Origin of the sequence: Rhizobium sp. Root1334 (assembly GCF_001426665.1) — a bacterium.
Lineage (GTDB): Bacteria > Pseudomonadota > Alphaproteobacteria > Rhizobiales > Rhizobiaceae > Pararhizobium.
Genome location: NZ_LMEY01000028.1, coordinates 190653 through 215269 on the forward strand (window position 1 = coordinate 190653; position 24617 = coordinate 215269).

Annotated in this window: 24 protein-coding genes and 1 pseudogene; 5 read left to right on the forward strand and 20 right to left on the reverse strand. The window is 60.4% G+C overall.

The features are described 5' to 3' along the window. Nucleotides 1-14: 14 nt before the first annotated feature. Entirely contained in the window at nt 15-563 is a 549-nt protein-coding gene (locus ASD36_RS24370; RefSeq protein ID WP_060502333.1) for a cupin domain-containing protein, read from the reverse strand. Nucleotides 564-705: 142 nt separating this feature from the next. Here ASD36_RS24370 and ASD36_RS24375 point away from each other — a divergent pair, with 142 nt between their 5' ends. Both ASD36_RS24375 and ASD36_RS24380 read left to right on the forward strand, forming a co-directional pair. Next, nucleotides 706-2043: an aspartate aminotransferase family protein gene (locus tag ASD36_RS24375; protein ID WP_060502334.1), complete on the forward strand. Its 1338-nt coding sequence runs from the start codon at nt 706-708 to the stop codon at nt 2041-2043. A gap of 69 nt (nt 2044-2112) precedes the next feature. Continuing rightward, a complete protein-coding gene (locus ASD36_RS24380) occupies nt 2113-2505 on the forward strand; it encodes a GFA family protein (RefSeq protein WP_060502335.1) in 393 nt (130 codons plus the stop codon). 41 nt (nt 2506-2546) lie between these two features. Here ASD36_RS24380 and ASD36_RS24385 read toward each other — a convergent pair whose 3' ends face one another. Next, the gene (locus tag ASD36_RS24385; RefSeq protein ID WP_060502336.1) at nt 2547-4055 is read right to left on the reverse strand and encodes a winged helix-turn-helix domain-containing tetratricopeptide repeat protein; all 1509 of its coding nucleotides are present in this window, start codon (nt 4053-4055) and stop codon (nt 2547-2549) included. Nucleotides 4056-4190: 135 nt separating this feature from the next. Here ASD36_RS24385 and ASD36_RS31580 point away from each other — a divergent pair, with 135 nt between their 5' ends. Then, nucleotides 4191-4445, forward strand: a complete 255-nt coding sequence (locus ASD36_RS31580) for a DUF1127 domain-containing protein (RefSeq protein ID WP_244481917.1) — start codon at nt 4191-4193, stop codon at nt 4443-4445. Between the two features lie 108 nt (nt 4446-4553). Next, nucleotides 4554-5690: pseudogene (locus ASD36_RS30370) on the forward strand (MFS transporter); the annotation flags it as partial. A 286-nt stretch (nt 5691-5976) separates the two neighbouring features. Here ASD36_RS30370 and ASD36_RS24400 read toward each other — a convergent pair. The 11 genes from ASD36_RS24400 to ASD36_RS24450 form a co-directional block, all read right to left on the reverse strand. Further along, nucleotides 5977-6513 (reverse strand): OmpA family protein, encoded by a 537-nt coding sequence (locus ASD36_RS24400; protein ID WP_060502338.1) that lies wholly within the window; start codon nt 6511-6513, stop codon nt 5977-5979. Nucleotides 6514-6523: 10 nt separating this feature from the next. Then, on the reverse strand, nt 6524-7189 hold the full coding sequence (locus tag ASD36_RS24405) for a L,D-transpeptidase (protein ID WP_060502339.1): 666 nt from the start codon (nt 7187-7189) through the stop codon (nt 6524-6526). 242 nt (nt 7190-7431) lie between these two features. Beyond that, nucleotides 7432-8325 carry a dienelactone hydrolase family protein gene (locus ASD36_RS24410; RefSeq protein WP_060502443.1) on the reverse strand — a complete coding sequence of 298 codons (894 nt, stop codon included), beginning with the start codon at nt 8323-8325 and terminating at the stop codon, nt 7432-7434. A 14-nt stretch (nt 8326-8339) separates the two neighbouring features. Further along, the gene (gene kduD / locus ASD36_RS24415) at nt 8340-9098 is read right to left on the reverse strand and encodes a 2-dehydro-3-deoxy-D-gluconate 5-dehydrogenase KduD (protein WP_060502340.1); all 759 of its coding nucleotides are present in this window, start codon (nt 9096-9098) and stop codon (nt 8340-8342) included. After that, on the reverse strand, nt 9082-10167 hold the full coding sequence (gene ugpC / locus ASD36_RS24420; RefSeq protein ID WP_060502341.1) for a sn-glycerol-3-phosphate ABC transporter ATP-binding protein UgpC: 1086 nt from the start codon (nt 10165-10167) through the stop codon (nt 9082-9084). Before ugpC ends, kduD begins: the two co-directional genes overlap by 17 nt. A 9-nt stretch (nt 10168-10176) precedes the next feature. Continuing rightward, nucleotides 10177-11229, reverse strand: a complete 1053-nt coding sequence (locus ASD36_RS24425) for a carbohydrate ABC transporter permease (protein ID WP_060502342.1) — start codon at nt 11227-11229, stop codon at nt 10177-10179. Next, nucleotides 11226-12266, reverse strand: coding sequence for a sugar ABC transporter permease (locus tag ASD36_RS24430; RefSeq protein WP_060502343.1), 1041 nt, complete (start codon nt 12264-12266; stop codon nt 11226-11228). Before ASD36_RS24430 ends, ASD36_RS24425 begins: the two co-directional genes overlap by 4 nt. Before the next feature lie 111 nt (nt 12267-12377). After that, nucleotides 12378-13652 carry an ABC transporter substrate-binding protein gene (locus tag ASD36_RS24435; protein ID WP_060502344.1) on the reverse strand — a complete coding sequence of 425 codons (1275 nt, stop codon included), beginning with the start codon at nt 13650-13652 and terminating at the stop codon, nt 12378-12380. Nucleotides 13653-13733: 81 nt separating this feature from the next. Continuing rightward, nucleotides 13734-16196: a hypothetical protein gene (locus ASD36_RS24440; RefSeq protein ID WP_244481925.1), complete on the reverse strand. Its 2463-nt coding sequence runs from the start codon at nt 16194-16196 to the stop codon at nt 13734-13736. A 17-nt stretch (nt 16197-16213) separates the two neighbouring features. After that, the gene (gene kduI, locus ASD36_RS24445) at nt 16214-17050 is read right to left on the reverse strand and encodes a 5-dehydro-4-deoxy-D-glucuronate isomerase (protein WP_060502346.1); all 837 of its coding nucleotides are present in this window, start codon (nt 17048-17050) and stop codon (nt 16214-16216) included. Further along, complete coding sequence (locus ASD36_RS24450) at nt 17047-18147, reverse strand: glycoside hydrolase family 88 protein (protein ID WP_060502347.1); 1101 nt, start codon at nt 18145-18147, stop codon at nt 17047-17049. Before ASD36_RS24450 ends, kduI begins: the two co-directional genes overlap by 4 nt. Before the next feature lie 115 nt (nt 18148-18262). On the opposite strand from ASD36_RS24450, the gene ASD36_RS24455 reads away from it, so the two are divergent. Next, nucleotides 18263-19315 carry a LacI family DNA-binding transcriptional regulator gene (locus tag ASD36_RS24455; RefSeq protein ID WP_060502348.1) on the forward strand — a complete coding sequence of 351 codons (1053 nt, stop codon included), beginning with the start codon at nt 18263-18265 and terminating at the stop codon, nt 19313-19315. Here the strand turns inward: ASD36_RS24455 and ASD36_RS24460 are convergent, their stop codons facing one another. The 7 genes from ASD36_RS24460 to ASD36_RS24485 form a co-directional block, all read right to left on the reverse strand. Next, nucleotides 19316-19573 (reverse strand): hypothetical protein, encoded by a 258-nt coding sequence (locus tag ASD36_RS24460; protein WP_060502349.1) that lies wholly within the window; start codon nt 19571-19573, stop codon nt 19316-19318. Nucleotides 19574-19582: 9 nt separating this feature from the next. Beyond that, nucleotides 19583-20278 carry a hypothetical protein gene (locus ASD36_RS24465; protein ID WP_112834654.1) on the reverse strand — a complete coding sequence of 232 codons (696 nt, stop codon included), beginning with the start codon at nt 20276-20278 and terminating at the stop codon, nt 19583-19585. Nucleotides 20279-20338: 60 nt separating this feature from the next. Then, the gene (locus ASD36_RS24470; protein WP_060502350.1) at nt 20339-21736 is read right to left on the reverse strand and encodes an amino acid permease; all 1398 of its coding nucleotides are present in this window, start codon (nt 21734-21736) and stop codon (nt 20339-20341) included. Between the two features lie 10 nt (nt 21737-21746). Beyond that, nucleotides 21747-21914: a hypothetical protein gene (locus ASD36_RS30810; protein ID WP_162246331.1), complete on the reverse strand. Its 168-nt coding sequence runs from the start codon at nt 21912-21914 to the stop codon at nt 21747-21749. A gap of 10 nt (nt 21915-21924) precedes the next feature. Beyond that, nucleotides 21925-22308, reverse strand: coding sequence for a hypothetical protein (locus ASD36_RS24475; RefSeq protein ID WP_060502351.1), 384 nt, complete (start codon nt 22306-22308; stop codon nt 21925-21927). A 9-nt stretch (nt 22309-22317) separates the two neighbouring features. Next, the gene (locus tag ASD36_RS24480; protein WP_060502352.1) at nt 22318-22629 is read right to left on the reverse strand and encodes a hypothetical protein; all 312 of its coding nucleotides are present in this window, start codon (nt 22627-22629) and stop codon (nt 22318-22320) included. 336 nt (nt 22630-22965) lie between these two features. Beyond that, nucleotides 22966-24318 (reverse strand): glutamine synthetase family protein, encoded by a 1353-nt coding sequence (locus tag ASD36_RS24485; RefSeq protein ID WP_060511931.1) that lies wholly within the window; start codon nt 24316-24318, stop codon nt 22966-22968. Between the last annotated feature and the right edge of the window lie 299 nt (nt 24319-24617).

Here is a 24617-nt window from a genome sequence, read left to right on the forward strand (position 1 = left end):
GGCGCGCCCGCCGGTCAAAAGGTTGGCGGCGTGCAGGCGCTGATGATGTCGCACGCCACCGGGCCGACGCACCGGAACCGGTGGGGGCGGCGGCTTTCGAAATAATAGGCATCGCCCGGTCCAAGGATCCGGCGTTCGTCATCGACGGTGACTTCCAGCCGCCCGGACAGAACAATCCCGCCTTCCTCGCCATCGTGCACCAGCGGCACTTTCCCCGTATCGGCGCCGGGCTGATAACATTCCTTCAGAATCTGCAAACTGCGGCCGAACAGATTATCGCCGATCTGCCGGTAGGAGATCGGACCCTTGCCGATTTCGACCAGCTCGTCGGCCCGGTAGAAAGCCTTCTTCGGACGGTCCGGCTCGAAGGCGAAAAACTCCGCAAGCCCGATCGGGATGCCATCCAGGATACGTTTCAGTGCGCCGACCGACGGGTTGGAGGAATTGGACTCGATCAGCGAAATCGTCGAATTGGTCACGCCCGCCCGCTTGGCCAGTTCCCGCTGCGACAGATTGTTGAGCAGCCGCACATGGCGCAACCGGTTTCCGATATCGACCGACATGAGTTTTCCTGTTTCGCATGTTCGAAATATCGAAACTATTACAACCCCCACCAAGCTTTTTCAATGACTTATGGCTCAACAGAAAAGGACTTGTTTGGGCATATAAAATCATGGCGTCATCGCACTCTCACAGGAGGTCGCCATGAACCAGCACAGCAAGCCAAACACCCCGGTACTCGACAGTTACTGGATGCCATTCACTGCCAATCGCCAATTCAAGGCGGCGCCACGCCTGCTCGCCTCGGCCGAAGGCATGTATTACACCAGCATCGACGGGCGGAAAATTCTGGATGGCACCGCCGGCCTCTGGTGCGTCAATGCCGGTCACGGCCGCCGCCAGATCGCCTCTGCCGTCGAGCGCCAGCTGCTCAATTTGGACTTTGCACCGTCCTTCCAGATGGGCCACCCGATCGCCTTCGACTTTGCCGAGCGGCTGGCGGAGATTGCGCCCGGCGGTCCGGATGGCAAGCTCGATCGCGTGTTCTTCACCGGCTCCGGCTCGGAATCCGTCGACACCGCCCTCAAGATTGCAATCGCCTTTCAGCGGTCGATCGGGCAGGGGACGAGGACACGGCTGATCGGCCGCGAGCGCGGTTATCATGGCGTCGGTTTCGGCGGCATTTCCGTCGGCGGGTTGGTCAACAATCGCCGCGTCTTCCCGCTTGTTCCCGGCACCGACCATTTGCGCCACACGCACGATCTTGCCAAGAATGCGTTCGTCAAAGGACAACCGGAGCATGGCGCCGAGCTTGCCGACGATCTCGAAAGGCTGGTCGCCCTGCATGGCGCCGAAACGATCGCCGCCTGCATCGTCGAGCCGGTTGCCGGTTCCACCGGCGTTCTGATCCCGCCGAAAGGCTATCTTGAGCGGCTGCGCAAGATCTGCTCGACCCACGGCATCCTGTTGATCTTCGACGAAGTCATTACCGGCTTTGGACGCCTCGGCGCGCCTTTTGCCACCGACTATTTCGGCGTGACACCCGATCTCGTCACCACGGCAAAGGGCTTGACCAATGGCGCTATCCCGATGGGGGCCGTCTTTGCCAGCCGCAAGGTGCACGATGCGCTGATGCACGGGCCGGAGGGGCAGATTGAACTGTTTCACGGCTACACCTATTCCGGCCACCCCGCAGCCTGCGCCGCCGGCATCGCAACGCTCGACATCTACCGCGACGAGGATTTGTTGACCCGCGCCGTTGATCTGCAGGACGATTGGCATGTGGCCATGCATTCGTTGAAGGGTCTGCCGCACGTTTCGGATATCCGCACGATCGGCCTGATCGCTGGTATCGAGCTTGCCTCTCGCGATGGGGCGCCCGGCGCACGCGCCTACGATGTCTTCGTCGATTGCTTCGAACGCGGCCTGTTGATCCGCGTCACCGGCGATATCATCGCCTTCTCGCCGCCGCTGATCGCCGAAAAATCCCATATCGAAGACATCGTCTCGATGCTCGGTGATGCGTTGAAGCGGGTCCAATAGTCCCACGCTTGAGCCGCCCGGCAGTTCGTCGTAAACATGCCGGGCGGTTGATTTTGAAGGAGATCCAGCATGGACCGGTTCACCGGCGGTTGCCTGTGCGGGAATGTCCGCATTGTGGCGTCAGGCTCCCCATACCGAGTCGGCCTTTGTCACTGCCTCGACTGCCGCAAGCATCACGGAGCCATTTTTCATGCCTCCGCGATATTCCCGCAGGAGGCGGTAACAATCTCCGGCGAAACACGCGACTATGCCGGGCGGTTTTTCTGTCCCCGCTGCGGCTCTCCCGTTTTTGCACGCAGCGCAGACGAAATCGAAGTCAACCTCGGTTCTCTGGACACGCCCGGCCAACTGATCCCGACCTACGAACTCTGGACAGTTCGCCGCGAATCCTGGCTGCCGCCGTTTCCGCTCGTGAAGGGATACGATCGCGATCGCGATGACACGACCCGCTTTGAGCCGTAGTCAGTGTGAAGACCACTATGAGATGACAGAGACGTTTTAGGTCACTCTGGAAGACCTGCCCTGCGAAACCCATCAACGAAATGATCAAGCACCGCCGCGTCACGGAATGGCTCCGTCTCGGCCCAGTGGCGAATACTAAAATAAGGGTTGGAGACGAGAAACAGTTCGGTCTCTACATGCGCCTCGTCGAGGCGGCCCAGCTGAGCAAGGCTTGCGGCCAGGAATCGGCGCGAGCTTGTGCTATAGGTCTGGTCATTGCGCAGGGTTTCGGCAGCGGCTTTGTAGTCACGGGCCGCATATTGCGCCTGGCCGAGGGTCAGGTAGTACCAGCTTGCGGGATAAGGGTTCAGCCGGAAAGCCTTGGCGATGGACTCAAGTCCCTCCTCTATTCGCCCGGCCAGGACCGCAATGTCGGACAAGGCCGCAAAAGTATCGGCCTCGTTCGGGTCAAGCTCGATCGCATTGGCAAACTCCGCCTCCGCCTCGGAAAAGCGATGCTCATAGGCGAGCAGATAGGCTAGAATCCAGCGGCAACCTGCCCCGTTGGGATCGATCGCGACAGCCTTGCGAGCGAACGCCAGAGCAACGCTGCGATCAGGCTCCGTTGGGCCACCGGAATGCACCCATCCCATCCACTGGTTCATGGCAAGCCATCGATAGGCTTCGGCATATTCCGGATCAAGCGAGACCGCGCGCGTCAACATCAGGTGCGCTTCCCTGGCACTCTGTGGCGTGTCATCCATCAGTTTGCGCGCCCGCACACAGAGATCGTAGGCCTCCATATTTTTCGGCCGGTTGCGCGGAAAGGGTGCGCGCAGATGGCCAAGGAGTGCCTGCACAATCCTGGCGGTCACCTCGTCCTGGACGGCAAAGATATCGTCCAGGCTACGATCGAAGCGTTCCGCCCACAGATGATCGCCGCTCAGCGCATCGACCAGCTGGACGTTGATGCGAACGCGCCCTTCGGCGCGTCTTGCGCTACCCGTGAGCAGGTAGCGGACGCCGAGTTCCTCGACAATCGCGCGCATATCCATCGGCTTGCCCTTGTAGGAAAAAACCGAATTGCGGGCGATGACGAACAGACCGGAGGTCCGGGAAAGGTCGGTAATCAGGTCTTCGGTCAACCCATCCGCAAACACGCCCTGCTCTGGATCGTTGCTGACATTCACGAAGGGCAGCACGGCGATTGATGGCTTGTCGGGCAGCGACAAGGGTTTCCGTTTCGCATCGCTGAGCTGTGTGATGGGGCCTATGAAACGGTAACCGATGCGGGGAACCGTTGCGATCCATTCACCGCCTCCAACCGGCGGCCCCAGCAGCTTGCGCAACTGCGCGATCTGGACGGTGAGGTTGCCTTCCTCGACGGCCGTACCCGGCCATGCCGCGTCCATCAAATCGCCCTTGGCTAGGATTTCGCCGGGCCGCCCGGCGAACGCGGCAAGCAGTTTAATCCCCCGATGGCCAACGGCAACGGGTTCGCCGCTTCGGAGGAGCGTTCCCGCACCCGGATCAAGCACGAATGGACCAAAGGCAAAGCGCAATCCCTGCATAGGACAAATCTATAATCCGTTTGGAACTTTTTGCGAACGTTTTGGAAGAGCTTAATTACGGCGCTGATCGCATCCCGCAGAATCCGTCTCCATCAAGTCAGAGGCATTTGAGCCTCAAAACCTATGGAGCTTGCCATGCATGATACCTGCGCTATCACATCAGCCCGGCATCTTGAGGCGTGGGCAGATGCGTCCACAGGGCAAAAAGATCTGCCACGCTGGAACCGCCTAAGGACCTTGCGAGGCCTCATCCTGACTTGGCGCAGGCGGGACCGCTTCCGCTGGGAGCTTCGGCAAAAATCTCGGGACAATCCTCATCTGATGGACGATATCGGCCTCACAAGGTGGCAGGTCGAGGCGGAGATCGCCAAGCACTTTTGGCAACAATAGGTAAATGCCGCAATGACATCCGATCGCCAGTTTCCCAATACGGCAAAGGTTCGCCAACATCAGCGAAACGCTGTATTCGCGGGCAAGGATCAGGTTCCATGGGCGCCGATGACGGGCATCATCGCGACCGTTACGGTGTTCGCCGTGGCACAAGGACTGACCTACCCACTACTCTCCTTCCTCTTGGAACGGCAGGGAACGCCGTCCGGCCTGATCGGCTTGTCGGCGGCGATGACACCGTTAGGTTTCGTTGTATCCGCCCCGTTCGTCCCGGCGCTGGTGCGCCGCATCGGTGGAGCGCCGTTTGCGATCCTGTGCTCGGTCTTTGCGGCAGGCACCCTGGCAGCAATAGCCTGGACACAGGACATCTGGGCCTGGATGCCGCTCCGCTTTCTGCTCGGCTTCTTCGCCAACCCGCTTTACGTCATCAGCGAAACCTGGCTGATGACGATCACACCGCCGCCACGCAGGGCCGGCATCATGGGCCTCTATTCGGCGATCGTGTCCAGCGGCTTTGCCATCGGCCCACTGTCGCTCCACGTGGTTGGCACCGAGGGTTGGCCGCCCTTTATCATCGGTATCGTCGCCTTCATTTTGTGCGGCCTGATCTTGCTTGCGGTCGTGCCACGACTGCCGGATCTATCTCATGGCGGCGCGACAACATCAGTTCGCAGATTTTTCGCATTGGCGCCACTTCTGTTGTTTGCGGTTTTCACGGCCGCCGCCTTCGAACAGACCCTGCTTTCCCTCTTGGCGGTATATGGCGCAGCACTTGGCGGTACCGAGAAGCACATCGCTTCGCTCGTCACTTGCTTCATAACAGGCAATGCCGTGCTGCAGATTTTTCTCGGGCGCGTGGCAGACAAGGTGGGCTCGGCGCGAACCATGTTGATCTGCGCTCTTGCGTCACTGGTCGGCTGCCTCGCTCTGCCGGCAGCCTTCGGTTCATGGCTTATCTGGCCGCTCGTTTTCGGCCTGGGCGGAGTTTCGTTCGGGATCTACACCCTTTCGCTGATCCAGCTTAGCGAACGTTTCACAGGCCAAGCCTTGATCGCCGGCAACGCAGCTTTCGCGCTCGTATGGGGTGTCGGCGGCATCGTCGGATCACCCGCGACAGGTCTCACGATGCAGGCGGCCGGCCCCCAGGGACTGCCCTTGTCCCTAGGCCTGGTGTGTGGCGTACTGGCAGCGTTTCTGACCATGGAAAAATGGCGGGCCGAAGCCTCCAAGCCGCCGGAAAAGCGCGCGACGGCCAACTGTCTTTTACAGCGTCTCCAGAGGTTAGGCGGTTGGGCGGCTCGATGGAAACCATGCGGAAGCAGCCTATCAGTCCGCGGAGAAGTCGATGATTTAAGCGAAGGACAATTGCTGGACCTGGGTATCACCCGGGTGACACGGCGGGCACGGTGGTCAGACAGTTGCGAAACGCGGCTTGCAACGGACTACATCGAGTATCGTATCCACTCGGAGGCGATCGCTGGGACCAATTCGCCAGAGAACTGTCGATTCCGGCTAAGACCTTCTCTTGCGATTAGGTTGCGTCGCGCTGGGTGCGCAGATTGGCGACGACGCGGCGGTTCTGCACCTTGCACGAACGATCCGTGCAGTCACGAACTTCACGGTCGTTGCCATAGCCCTTGGCCCACATGCGCCCTGGATCGACACCCTTCGAAGCGAGATAGGCCATCGTCGCTTCGGCACGCTTCTGCGACAGCGTCTCCATTTTGGACCCTGACCCGGAATCGTCGGCAAATCCCTGAAGCTTGACCAGCCAACGCGGATTGCTGTTGAGCCAAGCCGCCTGGTTATCCAAGGTTGCCTTGGCGACGGAATCGAGCGCGGCAGAGTCCTGCGTAAAATAGACCCGCCGGCCAACATTGAGGATGAAATCCTCTTCACTGCCGGCCGAGACAGTTTCGAAACCGGGGGCCGGATCGTTGGTTTGGCCGGTCATCGGCACTGCCGCGGGCTCTTCGACGGAGGCGATATCGGCGGTGTTGCAGGCGGCGAGCGCCAGGAGCGTGGCCGCAGCCAAAAGGTGCCGCGCGTATCCGATCATAACAGACATCAGGGATTCCTTATTCGACCGGGGTGGCGTCACTGACCTGGGGAGCCTGGTCGGCAATATGCGGCAGAACCTGCACAGCCGTGCCGATGGGGCAACGCTGATAAAGGTCGATCGCGTCTTCGTTGAACATGCGGATGCAGCCGCTGGAGGCATCCTTGCCGATACTGCCCGGCTCCAATGTACCGTGAAAGCGGTAACCGGTATCAACACCATCGCGGTGGAGGTACATGGCCCGCGGGCCGAGCGGGTTTTTCGGCGAGCCTCCATCAACAAATTCAGGCAATTCTGGATGCCGTTTGCGCATGTCGGCTGGCGGCGTCCAGCGTGGCCACAGGGATTTCTGGTCAATCGTGGCGCGGCCAAACCACTTGAAGCCATCACGGCCGACTCCGACGCCGTACCGGATTGCCGTCTTGTTCTCCATGATCACGTAGAGAAAATGGTGTCTCGTATCGACAACAACTGTGCCGATCGGCTCGCTACTGAAATACTTGACGACCTGGCGGCGCCACTGCTTGTCGATCTTGGCAAAATTGGTCGTCCGGAACGTGACGCCGTTATCGACCGCCGTACCGGAAAAATAGGAAGCAGCTGCGGCAAACACCGGATTCGGGACAGTCCCGGCTCCAAGTAACGCCAGACCGCCAAGCAACATATCTCTGCGAGTCGACACCATCGGCAATATCCCCCAAAAGCCAATTATCGAAATGGCAGTAAATCAGATTTTTCATTTGCCACAACAGAAAACTCTTCGGCATCGAATCTTTCGCCGAACTTCTGCGCAGTGCGCTTCGGCGGCTGACAGGCCACGACCGTGGGCGTTTTGGGAGGTGGATCAACCGTCGATGGCTGTACCGATGGACCAACAATGGGAACATCGCCTGTTGCTGCCTTAGCCGATGCTATTCAACGGAGTGATCACGAGAGGTGGCGCTTGAAGAAGCCGAGGACTGCACCCCGCATTGACCACGTTTCCCGATGTCCGACGCCAGCCTCTTCCAACAATGTCACGGCATTTGTAGCAGCAGCTGTTTCATAGGCGGCCACCGTCTGAATGAAAGCGCGCTTGATCGCGAGTGGTGGCGTGAGCGGATCGTCCAGCCCGGCACAGATCAATTGCGGCCGTGGGACGATCAGGCCCGCGATCTCGCCGGTCGAGGTCTCTGCGAGAAGTCCGGGGATGGTAAGATAATGGCCATGCAAGTCATGTGCACCGGTCTCGACCAGCGTCGCAAAATCGGCGTAGCAGCAGAGATGCGCGGCAGCCGTAATGCGTGTGTCGATGGCCGCCAGGAAATAGGTGAGCGTTGCGCCCATCGAAATGCCGGTCATGCCGATACGAGTGGGGTCAACGTCCGGGCGTACGGCAAGCCAGCTCAGAGCGGCGGCCTGCTCGCCGAGCATTTGACCAAACAGAGTCCGGCCGTGCCAGAGGGCCGCCTTGGTTGCGGCGCTTTCGGTGACATGAGCGCGTTCGCCGAACGTCGGCATGTCGATGCAGAGCGTGACGTAGCCTTCCCGGGCGAGGATTGGGCCGGGAGCATCAAGGAGGGCAGGCCGCCCATCGATCAGTTCGCTGGCGCCGATATCATAGCGGGCGCCATGCGCATGGGCGTAGAGGACGGCTGGGCCGGGTCTCGCGCTGCTGGGTGGTCTCGTCAGGAAGCCACGGATTTCTTCGCCGCCGGGCAGGCGAAACCGCAGGCGTTCGACGGCGTAATCGTCATGCTCCACGACAGTTGATGCCACGAGATCCAGCGATGATTTCGTTACGCTAAGCAGGGTCTTCAGCCGTTCAATGGCGATAGGCATCTGCGATCCCCACATTAGCGCACGAGCCAGCCGCCATCGACGGGAACGGTGATGCCGGTGACGTAGCCGGAACTCGGCGAGGCGAGGAATAGAACGGATGTGGCAAGATCGTCCGGTGTACCCCAGCGGCCCATCGGGATACGGGCCGAGATCTGGGCGTTACGGTTGGCGTCGTTGCGCAAGGCCTCGGTATTGTCCGTTTCCATATAACCGGGCGCTATGGCATTGACGGTGATGCCGTGCGGGGCAAGCTCGTTGGCCATGGCTTTCGTCAGGCCGGCAATGCCGTGTTTGGAGGCTGTGTAGGCTGGCACGCGGATGCCGCCCTGGTAAGACAGCATCGAGGCGACATTGATGATGCGGCCAGTCCGTTTCGTCTCGACCATATGCCGGGCAACGGCTTGCGACAGTAGGAAGGCCGACTTCAGGTTCACGTCGAGGACGTCGTCCCAGTCTTCTTCCGAATGATCGAGCAGATCGGCGCGGCGGATGATACCGGCATTGTTGACGAGAACATCGATGCCACCGAGTTCAGAGACAACCGAGGCGATAATATCTTTCGCGTCGAATTTCTGTGAGAGATCGACTTCAAGCGCATGAAGCCGGCGGCCGGTCTGCCGGATGGCTTCGGCCGTTTCCGGCATCGGACTGGAGCCGAGGGCGGCGATATCGGCGCCCGCACGTGCGAGCGCAAGTGCCATGCCCTGGCCAAGTCCCGTTCGCGCGCCGGTAACCAGCGCCACCGTGCCGGAGAGATCAAACAGCGTGCTCAAGACGCAACCCCTTCTCGTTGAACAGATGGAGGGGGGCCGAAGACAACGAAAGATTGATATCCGCCCCCGGTGTCAGGTTATGCTGTCCTGGCGCCACGACCAGGATTTTCTGACCGGCGACATCGGTGTGGACGATGGTCTCGGAACCGAGCGCTTCGACCAGCTTGATCTTGGCCGCAATGCCTTCGCCGCCGTTGCCAATCGAAACATGCTGTGGTCGGACGCCGAGCGTGATGGCGGAGCCGTTGGCAAGGCTGCTGGCGGCCACCGGCAGTTCCAGCCTGTTGCCGCCTGCAAAGGTGGCGACGGCTTTGCCGGAAGACGAGGGTTCCACCGAGCCTTCGAGGAAATTCATATGCGGTGAGCCGATGAAGCCGGCGACGAAGCGGTTCGCCGGGGAGTTATAGAGTTCCATCGGCGTGCCGACCTGTTCGATGCGTCCGGCACGCAGCACGACGATCCGGTCAGCCAAAGTCATCGCCTCGACCTGATCGTGGGTGACGTAGATCATCGTTGCCGACAGCCGCGCATGCAAAGCCGCCAGTTCGGCGCGGGTCGAGCCGCGCAGTTCGGCATCGAGGTTGGACAGTGGCTCATCAAGCAGGAAGGCGACGGGACGGCGCACGATCGCCCGGCCGATGGCGACGCGCTGGCGCTGGCCGCCGGAGAGCTGACCGGGGCGGCGGTCGAGATAGTGCTCGATTTCCAGCATGCGGGCCGCTTCGGCGATGCGCGTGGCAATCTCCGCCTTCGGCATCTTGGTATTTTCGAGACCGAAGGCGAGGTTCTGGCGCACGCTCATATGCGGATAGAGCGCATAGGACTGGAATACCATGGCAAGGCCGCGATCGGCGGCGGGGATGGCGTTGACCACCTTGCCGTCAATGGCGAGCTCGCCTCCGGTTGGTTTCTCAAGGCCGGCAATCATTCGCAGCAGCGTGGACTTGCCGCAGCCGGACGGTCCGACGAAGACGACGAGTTCGCCATCAGCGATCTCCAGATTGATGCCATGGAGCACGTCGATCGCGCCGAACGACTTGGTGATATTGGTGAGTTTGATGTGTCCCATGATGCACCCTTATTTCAGGCCGGTTCCGGCGATGCCGGTGGTGATGAAGCGCTGCAGGAAGAGGAAGACCAGAACCACGGGGATCATGGTCACGACGGTCATCGCCAGGATGAAATGCCACTGCACATTGAGTTCGCCGGAATAGATGCTCAGCCCCACTTGCAGCGTATAGAGTTCCTTGCGCGACAGCACGATCAGCGGCCAGAGGAAATCGTTCCAGCGCCAGACGACGGAGAAGATGGCAAGCACGGCGAGCGCCGGTGCGGTCAACGGCAGGATGATCCGCCAATAGATCTGCCATTCCGATGCCTTGTCCATCCGAGCAGCGTCGAGCAGTTCGTCGGGGATCGTCAGCATATACTGCCGCAGGATGAACACACCGGTCGGTGTCGCCACCGTCGGCAGGATCACGCCCCAGAGGTTGTTGAACAGGCCGAGCGCCGAGACGATCGAATAGAGCGGAACCATGATGACCGACAGCGGCACCATCAGTGTCGCGAGGATCAGAAGCATCGCGAATGTCCGGCCGCGGAACTCGTATTTGCTGAGCGCAAACGCGGCCATGGAATTGACCACCAGGGTGATCAGCGTTGCCGTCACCGTGACAAAGACGGAGTTCCAGAGGTAGCGGACGAAATCGAAATGGGTGAAGGGCTCGGTGTAGTTTTCGGTCGCGAACGACATCTCCCGGACCGGCGCGCGCTTGGCGATGTTGACCTTGACGATCTCCGTCGGCTTCTTGGGATCGACCATCTGGCTGACGGTGCCGATGCGGCGCACTTCAGCGAGTGTCGCGGTGCTGCCGTCTTCCAACGTCGCTGTGTAGAGATCGAGCGGTTTGTCATAGCCTTCGACCGTCACTTTCTGGGTGACATAAGGCAGGATTGTCGGCGGGAATTCAGCAAGGGCCGCCGGTGACTTAAAGGATGATGCGGTCAGCCAGACGGCCGGGCCGAACATCACGAACAGACCCACGACCAGCCAGACCCAAGTGACGATATCCGTCCAGTGCCAGCCTTTGCCACCCTTGCGGCGAAACAGGAATTCGGTAACGCGGCTCATTTGCGAGCTCCCTTCTTGTCGCGGGAACGGCTGAGGCCGAGTTGCATGAGTGTGAGGACAACGAGCACCAGTCCCATCAGGATCGAGGCAGCAGCCGCAAGGCCGGGATTGCGCAACTGGGCGGCAAAGCCGGTCTCGTAGATGTACTGCGTGACAAACAGCGTGCTGGTGCCAGGCCCACCGCCGGTCAGCACATAGACTTCATCGAAGATCTGTACAGCGCGGATCAGCACCAGCACGATGACAACGAGCAGGTTCGGCATTAGGAGAGGCAGGGTGATGCGGCTAAAGACGCGCATCGCTCGCGTTCCGTCCATCTCGGCAGCCTCGTACAGATCCTTCGGGATGGCCTGCAGGCCCGCGAGAATGATCAGCGTGTAGAAGCCCATATGCGCCCAAATCGAAACGCCGACGGTGGCGGCGAAGGCCCAATTGCGGTCGTTGAGCCAGACATGCGGGTCGAAACCGAAACCGTAGAGACCGAAATTGAGGAGGCCCTGGCGCTGCAGGATCCATTTCCAGATCAGGCCCACGACCACGGGTGACAACAGCACCGGAAAGAAAAACACGGCGCGCCAAAAACTGCGGGCCATCAGGTTGCGGTTGAGGATCAGGGCGGTGATCAGCGACACGGCGATCATCAACGTGACCTGGAGGATGACAAACCAGCCGGTATTGCCGACCGCCGTCCAGAACGTATCTTCAGCACATGTATTGGGGGCCAGATAGTTCGAGCAGTCGAACAGCCGCGTATACTGATCGGCCCCGACGAAGGTGCGATCCGACAGGAAAAGCGCCGAGCCGCCGGTCATGGAATAGGCGAAATTGATGAAGAACGGTAGAAGCACGAAGATGCCGAAGATCAGCATGTTGGGCAGCAGGAAGAATGCCGCCATCCCGCCAAGGCCAAACGTCTTCTGAACCCAGCGCAAAGGGGCATCAATGACGCCCATGGCAAGGCGTACCGGCATCATGGCGGCTTCGCCCAGGCTCTGGCTTGTCCGGCTCTCGCTGGTCTGGCGGGTTATGTCTGCCATCGTTGATCACTTTCCCCTTGCCGGATGAACGGCGGTGACGTCCGGCCATCACCGGCGATACGAAACGGGCGGCTGAACGGGGATAGCCCGCCGCCGCCCGCGTTTCGCTGTTTAGAGAGCCGAGTCCTTGACCTTGGCGGCAATATCCGCGTCGATGCGGGTATAGGCCTCCTCCAGGGTCATTTCACCAGCCGCTGCCTGACTGACTCGGGTGACGAGGGCGCCGTAGATCGTATCGGACCAGGCCCAACCGGGCAGTTTGCGGGCGAGGTCTGCCAACGACGTCGATGCAGTAACGAAGATGCCAAGCGCCGTTTTTGCCTGTGCATCGTCAGTCTTGAAGTCCAGTCCCTTTTCGATCACGCCCTTGTGGGCCGGCAGGAACAGGGTGCGCTCGGAAAACTCCTTCACGACCGGCTCACTTGCCAGATAGTCCATGACCTTGGCGACGTCTTTTGGATTTTTGGTGTACTTGATCGCTACCAGACCGGCACCACCCGGCATGCCGGTGCAGTTTGCCGGGCCGCAGGGGCTGCCGGTCGCAACCCAATCGAAGTTCGAACCGATCTTGGTGGAGAAGTTCGGCACCTGCCAGGAGCCGGAATAGTAGAAAGCAACCTGACCGTTAATGAAGTCGTCGGCGCCGGCGCGATACGTCGAGCCCGCAGCCGATACCCAGACGTCCTTGCTCATCGTGCCGTCTTCGATCCAGCCGATGAACTTGGAGATGAAGGCTTTGGAGGCCTCATCGATCGGTGCCGGCTTGCCGTCTGCGCCGATATAATTGGCACCGAAAGCGAGCTCAGGCGCGGTCAAGCGATGCCCGGAGCGGTCGAGCGCCATCGGGAAGGGTATCTGTTGACTTTCGGCGACCTGCTTGGAGGCTTTTGCCCAGTCATCCCATGTGGCATCCTTGCCGGGAAGGGCAACGCCGGCCTGTTCGAACAGCGTCTTGTTGGCAAAGCCGCCGGTCAGCGTGATCTGCGTCATGAAGCCGGAAATCTGATCGGTGCCGTCGGGACGCATCCAGTCGGCCTGATCGCCAAAATTCGTATCCCAATAGGCGGCATCGGCAACCAGTGGCCGCAGATCCAGCCAGTGTTTGCTGAGCGCCTTCAGAGCGGTAACGCGGGCAATATCCGGGCCGTCGCCAGCCTCGAGCTGCACCGGCAGTTGTTCGCGTACAACGCTGTAGGACACATTGTCGATGGTGACCTTGATATCCGGGTTGTCCTTCATGAAGCGGCCGATGAGGTCTTTCAGGACCTCGCCCTCGACGCCGTCGGAATACCACATGATGCGCACATCCCCGGCCAATGCCGCCGTGGAGGTCAAAAGCCCGACGGCGAATGCCGCGAGCATCGTTTTTGTCCTTGTCGTTGCCATTGTCTTCCTCCTCCTCTGGGTGCAGGCTTCTCCTCGCCCGCATTTGAACGGGCGCCGGCTCTCCTTGCCGGCGCTTCGCCTTTAGTGTGCGGCCAACATGGCAACCTCGCCTGCGACCGTGAAATCCTTCGGAACGATCGTCCGGTCTTCGGCCTCGACCGATCCATCCTTGCGGAAAGTGACCGTGCCATAATCGGGGTCTTCGACCACGAGCGAGCCGTCTGCCGTCTCCGCAACGGATAGCGAGGCGAACCGGCTTTCGACACCAGCGAGATCCGAGGATTCGCAAACACGGACGATCCAGCGGGTGTTCTGGCCATATTGGCGCAGTTCCGCATTGGCTGATGGGCCTGTCGTCACCGGCTGCAACTCGGTACTGCCGAGCAGAATGACCGCGCCGCCGCCGCTACGGGCCAAAGCCACCCGCCCTTTCACGCTGCTTTCGTCGAACTCGGCGACCGGGAACCAGGCATGGGTGAAATCGGGTTGTTCCTCGAAGGTCAAAAAGTCGAGTACGGCCAGCCCCCGGTACTGGTGGGCGCGAGGGAGGGTGCCGCACCCACCCCAGAAGGACGGCCGGCCGTACCCGAACTGAATGGTCTCGCCGGGATGGTTGATCCAGACGGCTGCTTCCGGCCGCTTGCCGAGACGCAGATGCAGGACGGTTTCCTGATAACCCCACTCATTCCAGCGGTAGTGGGCTGCAGAGCCCATGGCGAAATCGCGGCTCTTGTAGTGATAGAGCGCGGCAAACCGGTCCTGGCCCTGGGCGAACCGCCATTCCTGATGTTCGCCGGCTTGATGACTGGCAACGGCGGCGAGTGTTTCGGGAATGATCAAACCGTGATCGCGCAGGCAGACCGCAAGCTGCGGCAGAGCATGGACACGCCGACCATACCAGCCGGCGCCCCACAGCAGGCGGGCGACTCCCGAAAGCTCCAGCGAGCGGCCGGCGCAAAGCGTGTGTTCGTAGGAGCGCCCCTGCGCTGCCGTGACCATGCCGTGGTGGGCGGAGCGGGCGATGACTTCGCACAGGCGGATGATCCCTTTCTTGGCGCGCTCGGCGATATCCGCATCGGGCGACAGCGCGGCGAGTGCCGTCAGGCCCTTGAGATCAATCGGGAAATATGGCGCCGAGTTGAACTCCGCCATCTCCCAAGCCTCGAAATGATCGAGCCAGGCGCGCACGCGGGCGGCACCAACGGCGCTTTGCTCGGTCCCCTTGCGGCCGGAGCGGGCGAAGGTTTCACCGGCCAGCAGATGTCCGGCGAGATAGGCGGACGTATGGAATAGCAGGGCGTGGTTTTCGGAGAAATACCACTGAACATCGTTGCCGGGTTCGTCCATCCAGTAGCGGAAATCGAGGATGGCACGATCGATGCGGGCGCGGGTCTTGTCGCCGATGTCCTTGCCCCAGACGGTACGCGACCACAGGAGCGGCACGAGCGAGAAATCGGCGCAATCGTGGCAATCCTCGATCGACGGCAGAATTTCCTCGATCATCGCATCGGTATCGGCGCCGGAGCGGCCACTGGCGAGCCGTGCAAATGCTCGAACGGTGTCACGTTCGGAGAATTCCGAGACTTCGGTGAGCGTCTCCGTGATGCGTTCGGCAAGCGCCGCCGGTGCAGTGCCCTGCCGGGCGGTGTGGCAGATTTCGATACCGAGCGAGCGCGATGCAACGAAGCTGCCGGCTTTCAGCGTGATGCGGAAGTGACGGAAATCGGCAGGGGCATTTTCGGAAGGACCGATCACCAGACGGGCAGCACCCGCCTTGAGGGTGAAATCGTAGTCGAAGCGTTCGGTCGACATGAAGTCGCCTTCGACCGCAACATTGACATCGACATCCACGGGCAGAGGCTCGGCAAGCAGCAGGGTGATATCGCCTTCGAAATAAGCCGTGCGCTCAAAATGCATGCTGTCGAGGGCGGCCTCGATTGTCTCAGCCACCTTGCCTTCGACCGGCACAGGAACGGCGACGCTCGCCGCCGGGCCATTGAGATAGTCAAGCTGGAAGAAATAGCGGGCGTCGCGTTCAGCGAGATCATCGAAGAAGATCGTGACCTCGTTCAGGCCTTCCTGCAGCAGCAATTCGAACTCGGCCTTTGCCTCGAGATTGCGGCTATAGGGAGCCATCCAACCAGCTTCCTCGCCGTTCAGCCAAAGGACCGCGCCGCCGCAAGTGCCGAGGCGAACCTTGGCGGTTCCGGCTTTCTCAGCCGCAATGAATGTGCGGGCAAAAATGGCAAGCCGGGTCGGGCGGAACCAGAAGCCGGAGAGGTCGAGCCGTGGGGAACCGAAAGGCAGCCACCAGCGGGCGGCTTCGAAAGCGCCACGGACATCGGGACGTTTGCCACGATAGGTTTCGGCAAAGATCGTGCGGCAAGGATATTCATGCGGAATGAAGTTCTTATGCTTGGTGAGAAAGAAGAACGGGTCCATCTCGCCCTTCATCGGCGCATCCGGCACGTCGAAACGCTCTTCGGCAATCGTTCCGAGCTGCCAGTAGCGGATGGCATCGCCAGCGTTCAGTTTGCGGTTCATCAGGGATCTCATCGGGGTCATTTCAGCTCTGCCAGGGCTACCGGGGCCACGTCGTTATATTCCTGGTTTTCTCCGGTCATGCCCCAGACGAAGGCATAGGGGCCGGTGCCGGCGCCCATATGGATAGACCAGGCGGGTGACAAGACGGCGTCACCGTTGGCGACGATCAGATGGCGGGTCTCTTCAGGGCGGCCCATCAGATGGATGATGCGATCTTCCGCCGCCATGTCGAAATAGCAGTAGGCTTCCATGCGGCGCTCATGCAGGTGCGGCGGCATGGTGTTCCAGACGCTGCCTTCGGCCAGATCGGTAATGCCCATCAACAGCAGGCAGGACGGCGTGACTTCCGGGTGAATATACATGGCGAGGCGGCGCTTGTTCGACCGGCGGCCGTCGCCCAGATCGACGGCCTTCGATTCCGATTTCCTGATCAGCTTGTGTGGAATGTCGGCGCCGGCTGGGACCGAGTTCATGTAGAAACGGGCCGGGGTCTTTCCCGAAAGGCTCGTCATGACGATCTCGCGGGCACCGCGGCCGAGATAGAGCACGTCGCGGTTTTCCAGCGTAAAGGATTGCCCATCGACAGTGATAGTGCCGGTGCCGCCCAGATTGGCGATGCCCATTTCACGCGCCGACAGGAGATAGGGTGTGCCGATTTCGTCGCCAGAGCCGAACGTCACGCTTTTGGAAACCGGCATCGCGCCACCGAGAAGCAGGCGGTCGACATGCGTATAGGTGAAACTTGCTGCGTCCGGCACGAACAGGTCGGTCATCAGGAAAGCGCTGCGGAGCTTTTCCGTGTCATAACCTTTGACGTCTTCCGGGGCTGCTCCATACAAAATCTTCATCGTCATGCTGCTTGTCCTTCTTGGCCGACGTGCTGCAAGCCTTCGGAAAGGCACAGGATGGCAAGTGCCTGGCCATAGCCGGTCGGTTGAATGGGGATGTCCTTGTAGAACTGGAGGTCATGGCCCATGCGGGTGCCATAGGAAACGTTTCCGACAGTGCCGGTCTCGTCGATGTTATCCATGACTACCTGTAAGGCCTTGAGGCCAGCTTCACGCCAAGCCGGCGGGCCGAGGCCGAGGCGGTAGCCCTTCAGCAGGCCGTAACCGATCCCGGCGGTGGCGGAAATTTCTTCGTAGGAGGTGGCATCGTCGAGCAGCGTGCGCCATGCGCCGGATGGAGCCTGCAGCGACAAGAGCGCATCGACCTGCGCGACCAGAACACCTTGCAGGAAATCCTTCACGGGCTTGGCAAGCTCGGCGAGATCAAAGAGATCGAGCAGGCCTGCCGTGATCCAGGCATTGCCGCGTGCCCAGCGCGCTTCGGCGAAGTTGTGGCGGCCATCGAATGTCCAGCCATGGAACCAGAGACCGGTGTGCGTGTCGGCAAGATAACGGGTGTGAACGAGAAACTGACGCGAGGCTTCATCGACCAGTTCACGGCGACCGCTGGCCTGACCATAGGATGCGAGGAACAGGGCGACCATATAGAGCGTGTCATCCCAAAGCTCGTCGTGATTGACCTTGTCGGAGACATGATGCTCGAAGCCGCCTTCCGGCGTGCGGCCAAGCTCCGCCAGCACCCGGTTTGCCCATTCATCGAGAACCGGCTGCCAACGTGGATCACGGGTTTTTGCCCAGAGGACTGACAGGCCGAGCATTGGCGCGGTAGTGTTGACGTTGAGCTGCGGCAGGCCTGCTTCGATGCGTTGCGCATACCATTGTTCGACAAGCTGGCGCAGATCGTCGCGGCCGGTGAAAAGCCAGAGCTTGATCAGGCCATAGAGGCCGACGCCCTGCGGCCATTCCCAGCTGTCGAAGCTGATATAGTCGCCGGCAGTGCCATCGAGATTGGGCTCATGGAAACGGCCGTCATGCTTGAGGCCGGTTGTTCCGGCGACAAGGCGATCGAGACCATTGCTGATATCGCGGCCATCTGGACCCATGAATGCTCCTCCACATGTGCCGCTCTTCAGGGCGGCTCGTTGGCGAAATAAATGCACGTCGAATTTTGTTGCGCAATCTGAAAATTTTTCTCATGTTGATGCAACGGAGATCGATATGGCTGTCAAACCCATCGCGGGCAAACGCGGAAAGAAGAGCAGGCGGGTCCGCTTGGAGGACATTGCCGAGGCGTGCGGCGTCTCACTGAGCACAGCGTCGCGGGCGATTGCGGGCGAAAAAGGGGTGCGGCCGGAAATCCGCCAGCAGGTGCTCGAAGCGGCAAAGATTGCCAATTACGTCATCCCGACAGCGGTCGCGGGCCAGAAGGTCATTCTGGCCGCGTCGAGTGCGGCGATGATCGATTATGTCCGCAACCAGTTCACGCTCTACGTGCTTGAAGGACTGAAGGAACGGGCACAAGCACTGGGTCTCGAGATCGTCACACGGCCAATTGCCGACCGCAACGAGGAACTGGCGGTTCTCAAGGAGGCGCAAGACGATCCGCAGGTTGCAGGCCTCTTGTTTCTAACGGTCGATGACGAGGGCATGCTGGCCGCGACCCGCGGCTTCGACAAACCGGTGGTACTGCTCAACAGCGACGATCCGTTCATGCGGCTTTCCAGCGTCACGCCCTGCAACCGGTCCAGCGCGCGGCTGGCCGCCGATCACCTGATCGGGCTTGGTCATGAGCGCATCTTGTTTCTGATGCGGCCGGGGCGACGCACCATTGAGCGGCGCTATGAGGGCTGGAAGGATGCGCTGTTGCATCACGGGCTTGCCGCAGACACGGATCTGGTCGTTCCGGTCGAGGACTGGCTGCCGGAACTGGCAGCGCAGGCCATTGCCTCACGGATCGCGGCGCGCGGGCTTGATTTTACCGCCGTTCTGGCCGCAGGTGACAGTCTCGCCGTCGGCGCGATGATGGGCGTCCAGCAGCGGGGCTATTCGGTGCCGGGCGACGTTTCCGTCATGGGCATGGACGACCTGCCGCAGGCATCCTTCCTCAACCCGCCGCTGACGACAATGCATATCCCGATGCGCGAGATCGGCTCGGTCGCGCTCGACCTTTTGCGCGACAGCCTCTCGGGCCTGCCGATGCCGCCGCGCCGCGTCGAACTCGCCTGTCATCTGGTCGAGCGGGCATCGACGGGACAGCGGCGGCCAATGTAGTCACGATCCAACCGAAAACCGTATCCGTGCCCGGCGATAGGCATCGGGGATCGACAGTGCCCAGATGAACAGACCGCCCGCGTGTCTCCCGATAAAGGACTGTTCCGGCGTGGTGGTCATGTAGGTCAGGAACGAAAACAACAGGACGAACAGCGCGAATGCCAGCCCGCGGCGTGCTTCGCCGACGGCGACATGGCCGGCACCCGGCAGGATGATCGACAGAAGAAGAACGAGATAGGGATTTATCGGTTTCGACACGAGCAGCCTTCAAGCAACTTGCAAGACAGGCACACTGTCTGCTTCAGCGTAAATCGTACTCAGGCCTGCCGTCAGCGCAATGGCCTGAGCGATCGTTGCAGCCGGAACCGTCTCGAGCGAAAACCGTGCCTGCCGCAAAAACATGTGCGCCGCACGCTCCCCTTGCGATGCCTGATAAACGAGCCGGGCCGCCTTCGCGGTAATCACCGCCTCCTTGACCTTTTGGTCAGCAAACAGGCGCTGGAAATGCCGCCCGGCCAGCGCCGCCTGCTCAGCGTTCGCCCGTCCGTCACCACGCATCAGCAAGGAAATGCCCATCTGGGGCGGACTCATCCATTCCGGAAAGCCGTGAACGAGCGAATAGTATTCCGAACCGGTTGGACGGGCGAGCGCGCCGAGTGACGGACAGTCCCGTGCAGCACGCTCAAACAACGTCACCTTCAGCCAGAGTTGTGGCAGGCGGCGTGTCACCATCGTATCGGCAATCAGTTCGATCCTGACATGGCGGCCATCGCCGATCCATCCGGTGACGATGGGAAACTGATCCGCTGCAATGCTGATGCCCGGTTCGGTGAGCAGCCCATGGGCTTCGTCGAGCAACCGGCCGCGCTGTTGCATGGCCTGCCGATGTCCACGGATGGCGGCGCGGACGAACCAGGCGACAGCCAAAAGGGCAAAGGCGAAGAGCAGATAATAGATCGTCAACCCTGTTCCCTCCGGATACTGGACCCGCAGCCACTGATCAGGCTGCGGATTGTGTTCAGATCAATACCCCTCCGGCCGTGGCCAGGGCATGGTGAACTGGTCGCCTCGACGCACGAACCGGTAGCGCCGGAAGTGGAACCACAGCGATGCAATGATATAAAAACTGACCATCGCGATGAGCTGCGTCCCGTATCCGAGGAAGACGGCGACATAGGCGGTGGCGCACAAGATCAGAAGCACGATCGTCGGCAACGGATGCATCGGGTGGACGTAACCGCGCTTGATCGTATCGAGAGGCCATTTCTTGCGGAACATCACCATGTTGAAGGTCATGAACGTGTAGCCCAGCAGCCCGGACAGGATCGAGAACGTGACGACCTGGTCGAGCGGCGCGCCGAGCGCGAAGATCAAGGCAATCGGCACGAGGAAGATGATCGAGCGATACGGTGTGCGATAAACCGGATGCACGGCACCGAACCAGATCGGCAGATAACGGTCGCGGCCCATCGAGAACCAGGCGCGTGACGCATCGTTGATGCAGCCGTTTGCCGAAGCGAGCGTCGAGAACATCGTGCCGATGAAGAGCAGAACCATCAGCCCGCGATTGCCCGTAACACGCGCCGCATCAAACAGCGGTGTGCCGGCCTGGCCGAGATATTCCCAAGGAATAAGCCCGGAGCAGACATACCAGGTCATGGTCGCGGCGATCAGCAGCGTCATGATGCCGGCCATGGTGCCGTAGGGAAGAGAGCGGGCAGGTGAACGCACTTCCTCGGCAGCCTGGCAGGTGCCTTCGATGCCGAGGTAATACCAGAGGCCGAAATGCAGCGAGGCCAGGATACCGATCCAACCATAAGGCATAGGATCGGTCGTCACCGCCGAGAAATCGAGCGGAACGCTCGACACGCCGAACTGCACCGACAGGAACAGGGCGATGATGGCCATGAAGGCGATGGCGGTGATGACGAGATTGAATGTCAGCGTTGCCAAAACGCCGCGATAATTCAGCCATGCCAGAAACATGATGCAAAGCACGATGAACGGCTGCTGATGCAGGCCGCTATGGCCCTGCATTCCGGCCACCGTATCGAGCAGGAAGCCGATAGTGATGGCATTGGCAGCCTCCAGCATCGTATAGGCCATGACCAGAAACAGCCCGACATTGAAGGCCATCAACGGCCCGACGATGTGCTTGGCCTGCGCATATTGGCCGCCGGCGGCGGCAACCGTCGATGTCACCTCGGAATCGATCATTGCCACGCAGGTGTAAAGCAGGCCAGCCACCCAGCAGGCGATCAGGCCGGCAATCATGCCGCCTTTGCCGACGGCAAAATTCCATCCCATATATTCGCCGACGAGAACAATGCCGACGCCGAGTGCCCAGATATGGGCGGGACCAAGGACGCGCAGCAATTGCAGCCGTTCAGGCTGACCGGGAGCAGTTTTGGTGTCTACCATGTCCAGGCCCTCACAGCGTGTGACGTTCAGCTGCCGCCTCGATCTCACCTTCGCGGGATGATGTCAGCAGCTCATTGTCATAGGTCGTATCGATGCGGATCATGTCCGACAGCATCAAAAGGGCAAAGAGCGCCGAAAGGGCCCATGCCGCATATTCCAGAATAGTCCAGATATCCATTGGAGCCCCACTATCTCTTCTTGACGCCGAAGCGTTCAGCAATGACGTCGCGATATTCCTTGTCAGACAACCGCACCACCAGCACGAAATACCCGATCACCAGGATTGCCATGACCACGAGGGCCATCCAGCTGAACGAATAGTCAAAACGGGCGGTGATGATATCGTTGGCGGCGGCCGGATCAGTGACGCCTAGGGCTGCCCATTGCTGCTGCTCGGTGGCGTTCTGTCCAAGGGCTTCCCATGTCGGGTTGGCGATAGGCGCGGGTGTTTTGGCCGCACCTGCCAGGCCAAGATAAAGTGGAAGATAGAGCGCACCGACGGTCAGGACCAGAAGGGTAATGACGTCGAAAATCTGCCCGGCAAAACTCTGCTTCGGCGGTTTGTAAGCCATAATCTCCTCCTAACGCCGGCGCCGGCGCATCTCATCGAGATGCTTGAGGTCGAGCCCGTAGATGAAATGCTTGTCCTCGTGATAGTGCCGGAGCATCGCCACGATGGCAGCGGTGTTGAACACCAGGACCAGACCACAGGCGGCCGTCAGGATGATACGGATGGCAGGTACGGAGATGTACGGCCAGATCGTCACCAGTGCGAACACCATGGTGCACCACAGCACGGTTATAAAGACAATCAGGCCGGCCCTGTCGCGGGAATGCATCCGGTCGATGCGCGTCGCAAGGTGCGCGTCGGCACCTGCCTCGTGGATTATCATGCGTTCCTCCCAGAATACGCCTTCAAGTCCAATGTTGCCTTAAAGGCAAATTATTTTCCTCCAACGAATATTGCGCCGCATCCGATTGGTCAAGACAGCCATGCGCCAAAATGCCGCATTTACCAAAAAAGAAGCCGGTAATGAGCGGCCGCATGCGGCTGAGCCCGGCGGTCGTGGTCCACTTAAGAAAATTAGGATTGACTGTTTCAACTATGACAAAACGCACAGACAGATCGGTTCAACTTGCAGGAACCGATCGGCGTATGCCCTCGCGCCACAACGCAACGACAATCCTTTGACGTTGGTTGCGACGTTGAATTGCTGGCATGCTTCGCGTCAGACGCTATGCAGGTAGCTCGCATATTCCAGGTCGGAAATATCGCGGTTGAACACGGCAAGTTCCTGGCGTTTGCAGGTCGAGAACATCTCGATCAGTTTCGGTTGGAAAATCCGTTTGACGATCTCGCTCTGCTCGAAGAGATCGAGAGCAGCCGGCCATGTTGCGGGAAGGGACTGCGCATCGCTGGCGTAGGTATTGCCTGCCGTTGGCGCAGGCGGTTCAGCGTGCCGGGTGATCCCGTCGATCGCCGCCCCCAGAATGGCAGCGATGGCAAGATAAGGATTTGCGTCGATGCCAGCGACGCGGTGTTCGATGCGGCGGGCGACAGAAGGGCCGCCAGGAATGCGGATGGCGGCCGTGCGGTTTTCGTAACCCCAGGCGGCCGTGGTGGGCGCCAGGCTATCCGGGCAGAGCCTGCGAAACGAATTCAGGTGGGGCGCAAACAGAGCGGTGCAATCGGGCATGGCGTCAATCAGTCCGGCCACGGCCTGCCGCATCAGAACCGTGCCTTCGGGACCGCCATTATCGAAGACATTGCGGCCTTGCGCATCCACGATGCTGAAATGCACATGCAAGCCGCTGCCGGAATGGGCAGGGTAGGGCTTGGCCATGAAGGTCGCAGCAAACCCGTGCTTGCGCGCCATGTTGCGAACGATCTGCTTGAAGAAAACTGTATCGTCGGCCACCTTCAGAGCATCAGGACCATGCATCAGGTTGAACTCGAACTGGCTCGGCCCGCTCTCTGAGGTCGCGGCATCGACGGCGACACCGCATGCGGCAGCCATCGCATAGACATCATCCAGGAAAGGCCCGACCTCGGCCAGTTCCTCTAACGAATAGATCGTATCCTTGGCATCCGCATGGCCGACCGGCATTCGAGTCAGCGGCTTGGCCCGCGGTGACTTGGGATCGATCAGATAGAACTCGACTTCCGTCGCGACGACAGGGCTCAGGTGAACCGCTTGAAACCTGTCAAGGATATCGGCCAGCGTGCGGCGCGGGTCGCCGAAAAACGGCTCACCGGTTTCCATCCGCATCCACATCGGCACGAATTGCGCCTGCGTTGCCGACCAGGCCAAGGGGATCGGCCCGCGCTCCGTCGGTTCGCAAATGCCATCCAGATCGCCCTGATCCAGCGTCAGGGAATTTGCAAAGACATCCGTGCCCCAGATATCAACACCGATGGAGGACATCGGCATACGGATACCGCCCTTCAAAATCTTGTCGAGCGATGCCGCCTCAACACGCTTGCCGCGAAAGCAACCGTTGAGATCACAGGTGGCAGCCAATACGTAGGCGCCACGCCCAGCGTCTTGTCCAACCGGTAAACCCTGCATTTCATTCGACATGATGTACTCCGTAAAGGGCTCGGCCTTGGTGGTGGGATCGGATGGCTGGCAGCATAATTTAAACGGTTAAGTGTCGCTGGCCAACGCAGCCTTCCAAGGAACGGACCGTGGAGGTCACAAGGCTCCCGCCAATGCGCTCCGTAGGAGCGCAAGCCTTTTGCGCAGTCTTGGGTTCCTTCATCCTGAACGCCATCACCGGTTTCCTCATTTGCCATATTCCATCGAAATAGCATCAGGTTGTGGCCGCAGCAAAGGGATAGTGCTTGTCCTTGTCATCCTCACCAAGATACCGCCCCGCC

Coding starts and splice junctions, on each gene's coding strand:
- ASD36_RS24370 (WP_060502333.1), bottom strand. CDS start 563: ATGTCGGTCGATATCGGAAACCGGTTGCGCCATGTGCGGCTGCTCAAC.
- ASD36_RS24375 (WP_060502334.1), top strand. CDS start 706: ATGAACCAGCACAGCAAGCCAAACACCCCGGTACTCGACAGTTACTGG.
- ASD36_RS24380 (WP_060502335.1), top strand. CDS start 2,113: ATGGACCGGTTCACCGGCGGTTGCCTGTGCGGGAATGTCCGCATTGTG.
- ASD36_RS24385 (WP_060502336.1), bottom strand. CDS start 4,055: ATGCAGGGATTGCGCTTTGCCTTTGGTCCATTCGTGCTTGATCCGGGT.
- ASD36_RS31580 (WP_244481917.1), top strand. CDS start 4,191: ATGCATGATACCTGCGCTATCACATCAGCCCGGCATCTTGAGGCGTGG.
- ASD36_RS24400 (WP_060502338.1), bottom strand. CDS start 6,513: ATGTCTGTTATGATCGGATACGCGCGGCACCTTTTGGCTGCGGCCACG.
- ASD36_RS24405 (WP_060502339.1), bottom strand. CDS start 7,189: ATGGTGTCGACTCGCAGAGATATGTTGCTTGGCGGTCTGGCGTTACTT.
- ASD36_RS24410 (WP_060502443.1), bottom strand. CDS start 8,325: ATGCCTATCGCCATTGAACGGCTGAAGACCCTGCTTAGCGTAACGAAA.
- ugpC (WP_060502341.1), bottom strand. CDS start 10,167: ATGGGACACATCAAACTCACCAATATCACCAAGTCGTTCGGCGCGATC.
- ASD36_RS24425 (WP_060502342.1), bottom strand. CDS start 11,229: ATGAGCCGCGTTACCGAATTCCTGTTTCGCCGCAAGGGTGGCAAAGGC.
- ASD36_RS24430 (WP_060502343.1), bottom strand. CDS start 12,266: ATGGCAGACATAACCCGCCAGACCAGCGAGAGCCGGACAAGCCAGAGC.
- ASD36_RS24435 (WP_060502344.1), bottom strand. CDS start 13,652: ATGGCAACGACAAGGACAAAAACGATGCTCGCGGCATTCGCCGTCGGG.
- ASD36_RS24440 (WP_244481925.1), bottom strand. CDS start 16,196: ATGAACCGCAAACTGAACGCTGGCGATGCCATCCGCTACTGGCAGCTC.
- kduI (WP_060502346.1), bottom strand. CDS start 17,050: ATGACGATGAAGATTTTGTATGGAGCAGCCCCGGAAGACGTCAAAGGT.
- ASD36_RS24450 (WP_060502347.1), bottom strand. CDS start 18,147: ATGGGTCCAGATGGCCGCGATATCAGCAATGGTCTCGATCGCCTTGTC.
- ASD36_RS24455 (WP_060502348.1), top strand. CDS start 18,263: ATGGCTGTCAAACCCATCGCGGGCAAACGCGGAAAGAAGAGCAGGCGG.
- ASD36_RS24470 (WP_060502350.1), bottom strand. CDS start 21,736: ATGGTAGACACCAAAACTGCTCCCGGTCAGCCTGAACGGCTGCAATTG.
- ASD36_RS30810 (WP_162246331.1), bottom strand. CDS start 21,914: ATGGATATCTGGACTATTCTGGAATATGCGGCATGGGCCCTTTCGGCG.
- ASD36_RS24475 (WP_060502351.1), bottom strand. CDS start 22,308: ATGGCTTACAAACCGCCGAAGCAGAGTTTTGCCGGGCAGATTTTCGAC.
- ASD36_RS24480 (WP_060502352.1), bottom strand. CDS start 22,629: ATGATAATCCACGAGGCAGGTGCCGACGCGCACCTTGCGACGCGCATC.
- ASD36_RS24485 (WP_060511931.1), bottom strand. CDS start 24,318: ATGTCGAATGAAATGCAGGGTTTACCGGTTGGACAAGACGCTGGGCGT.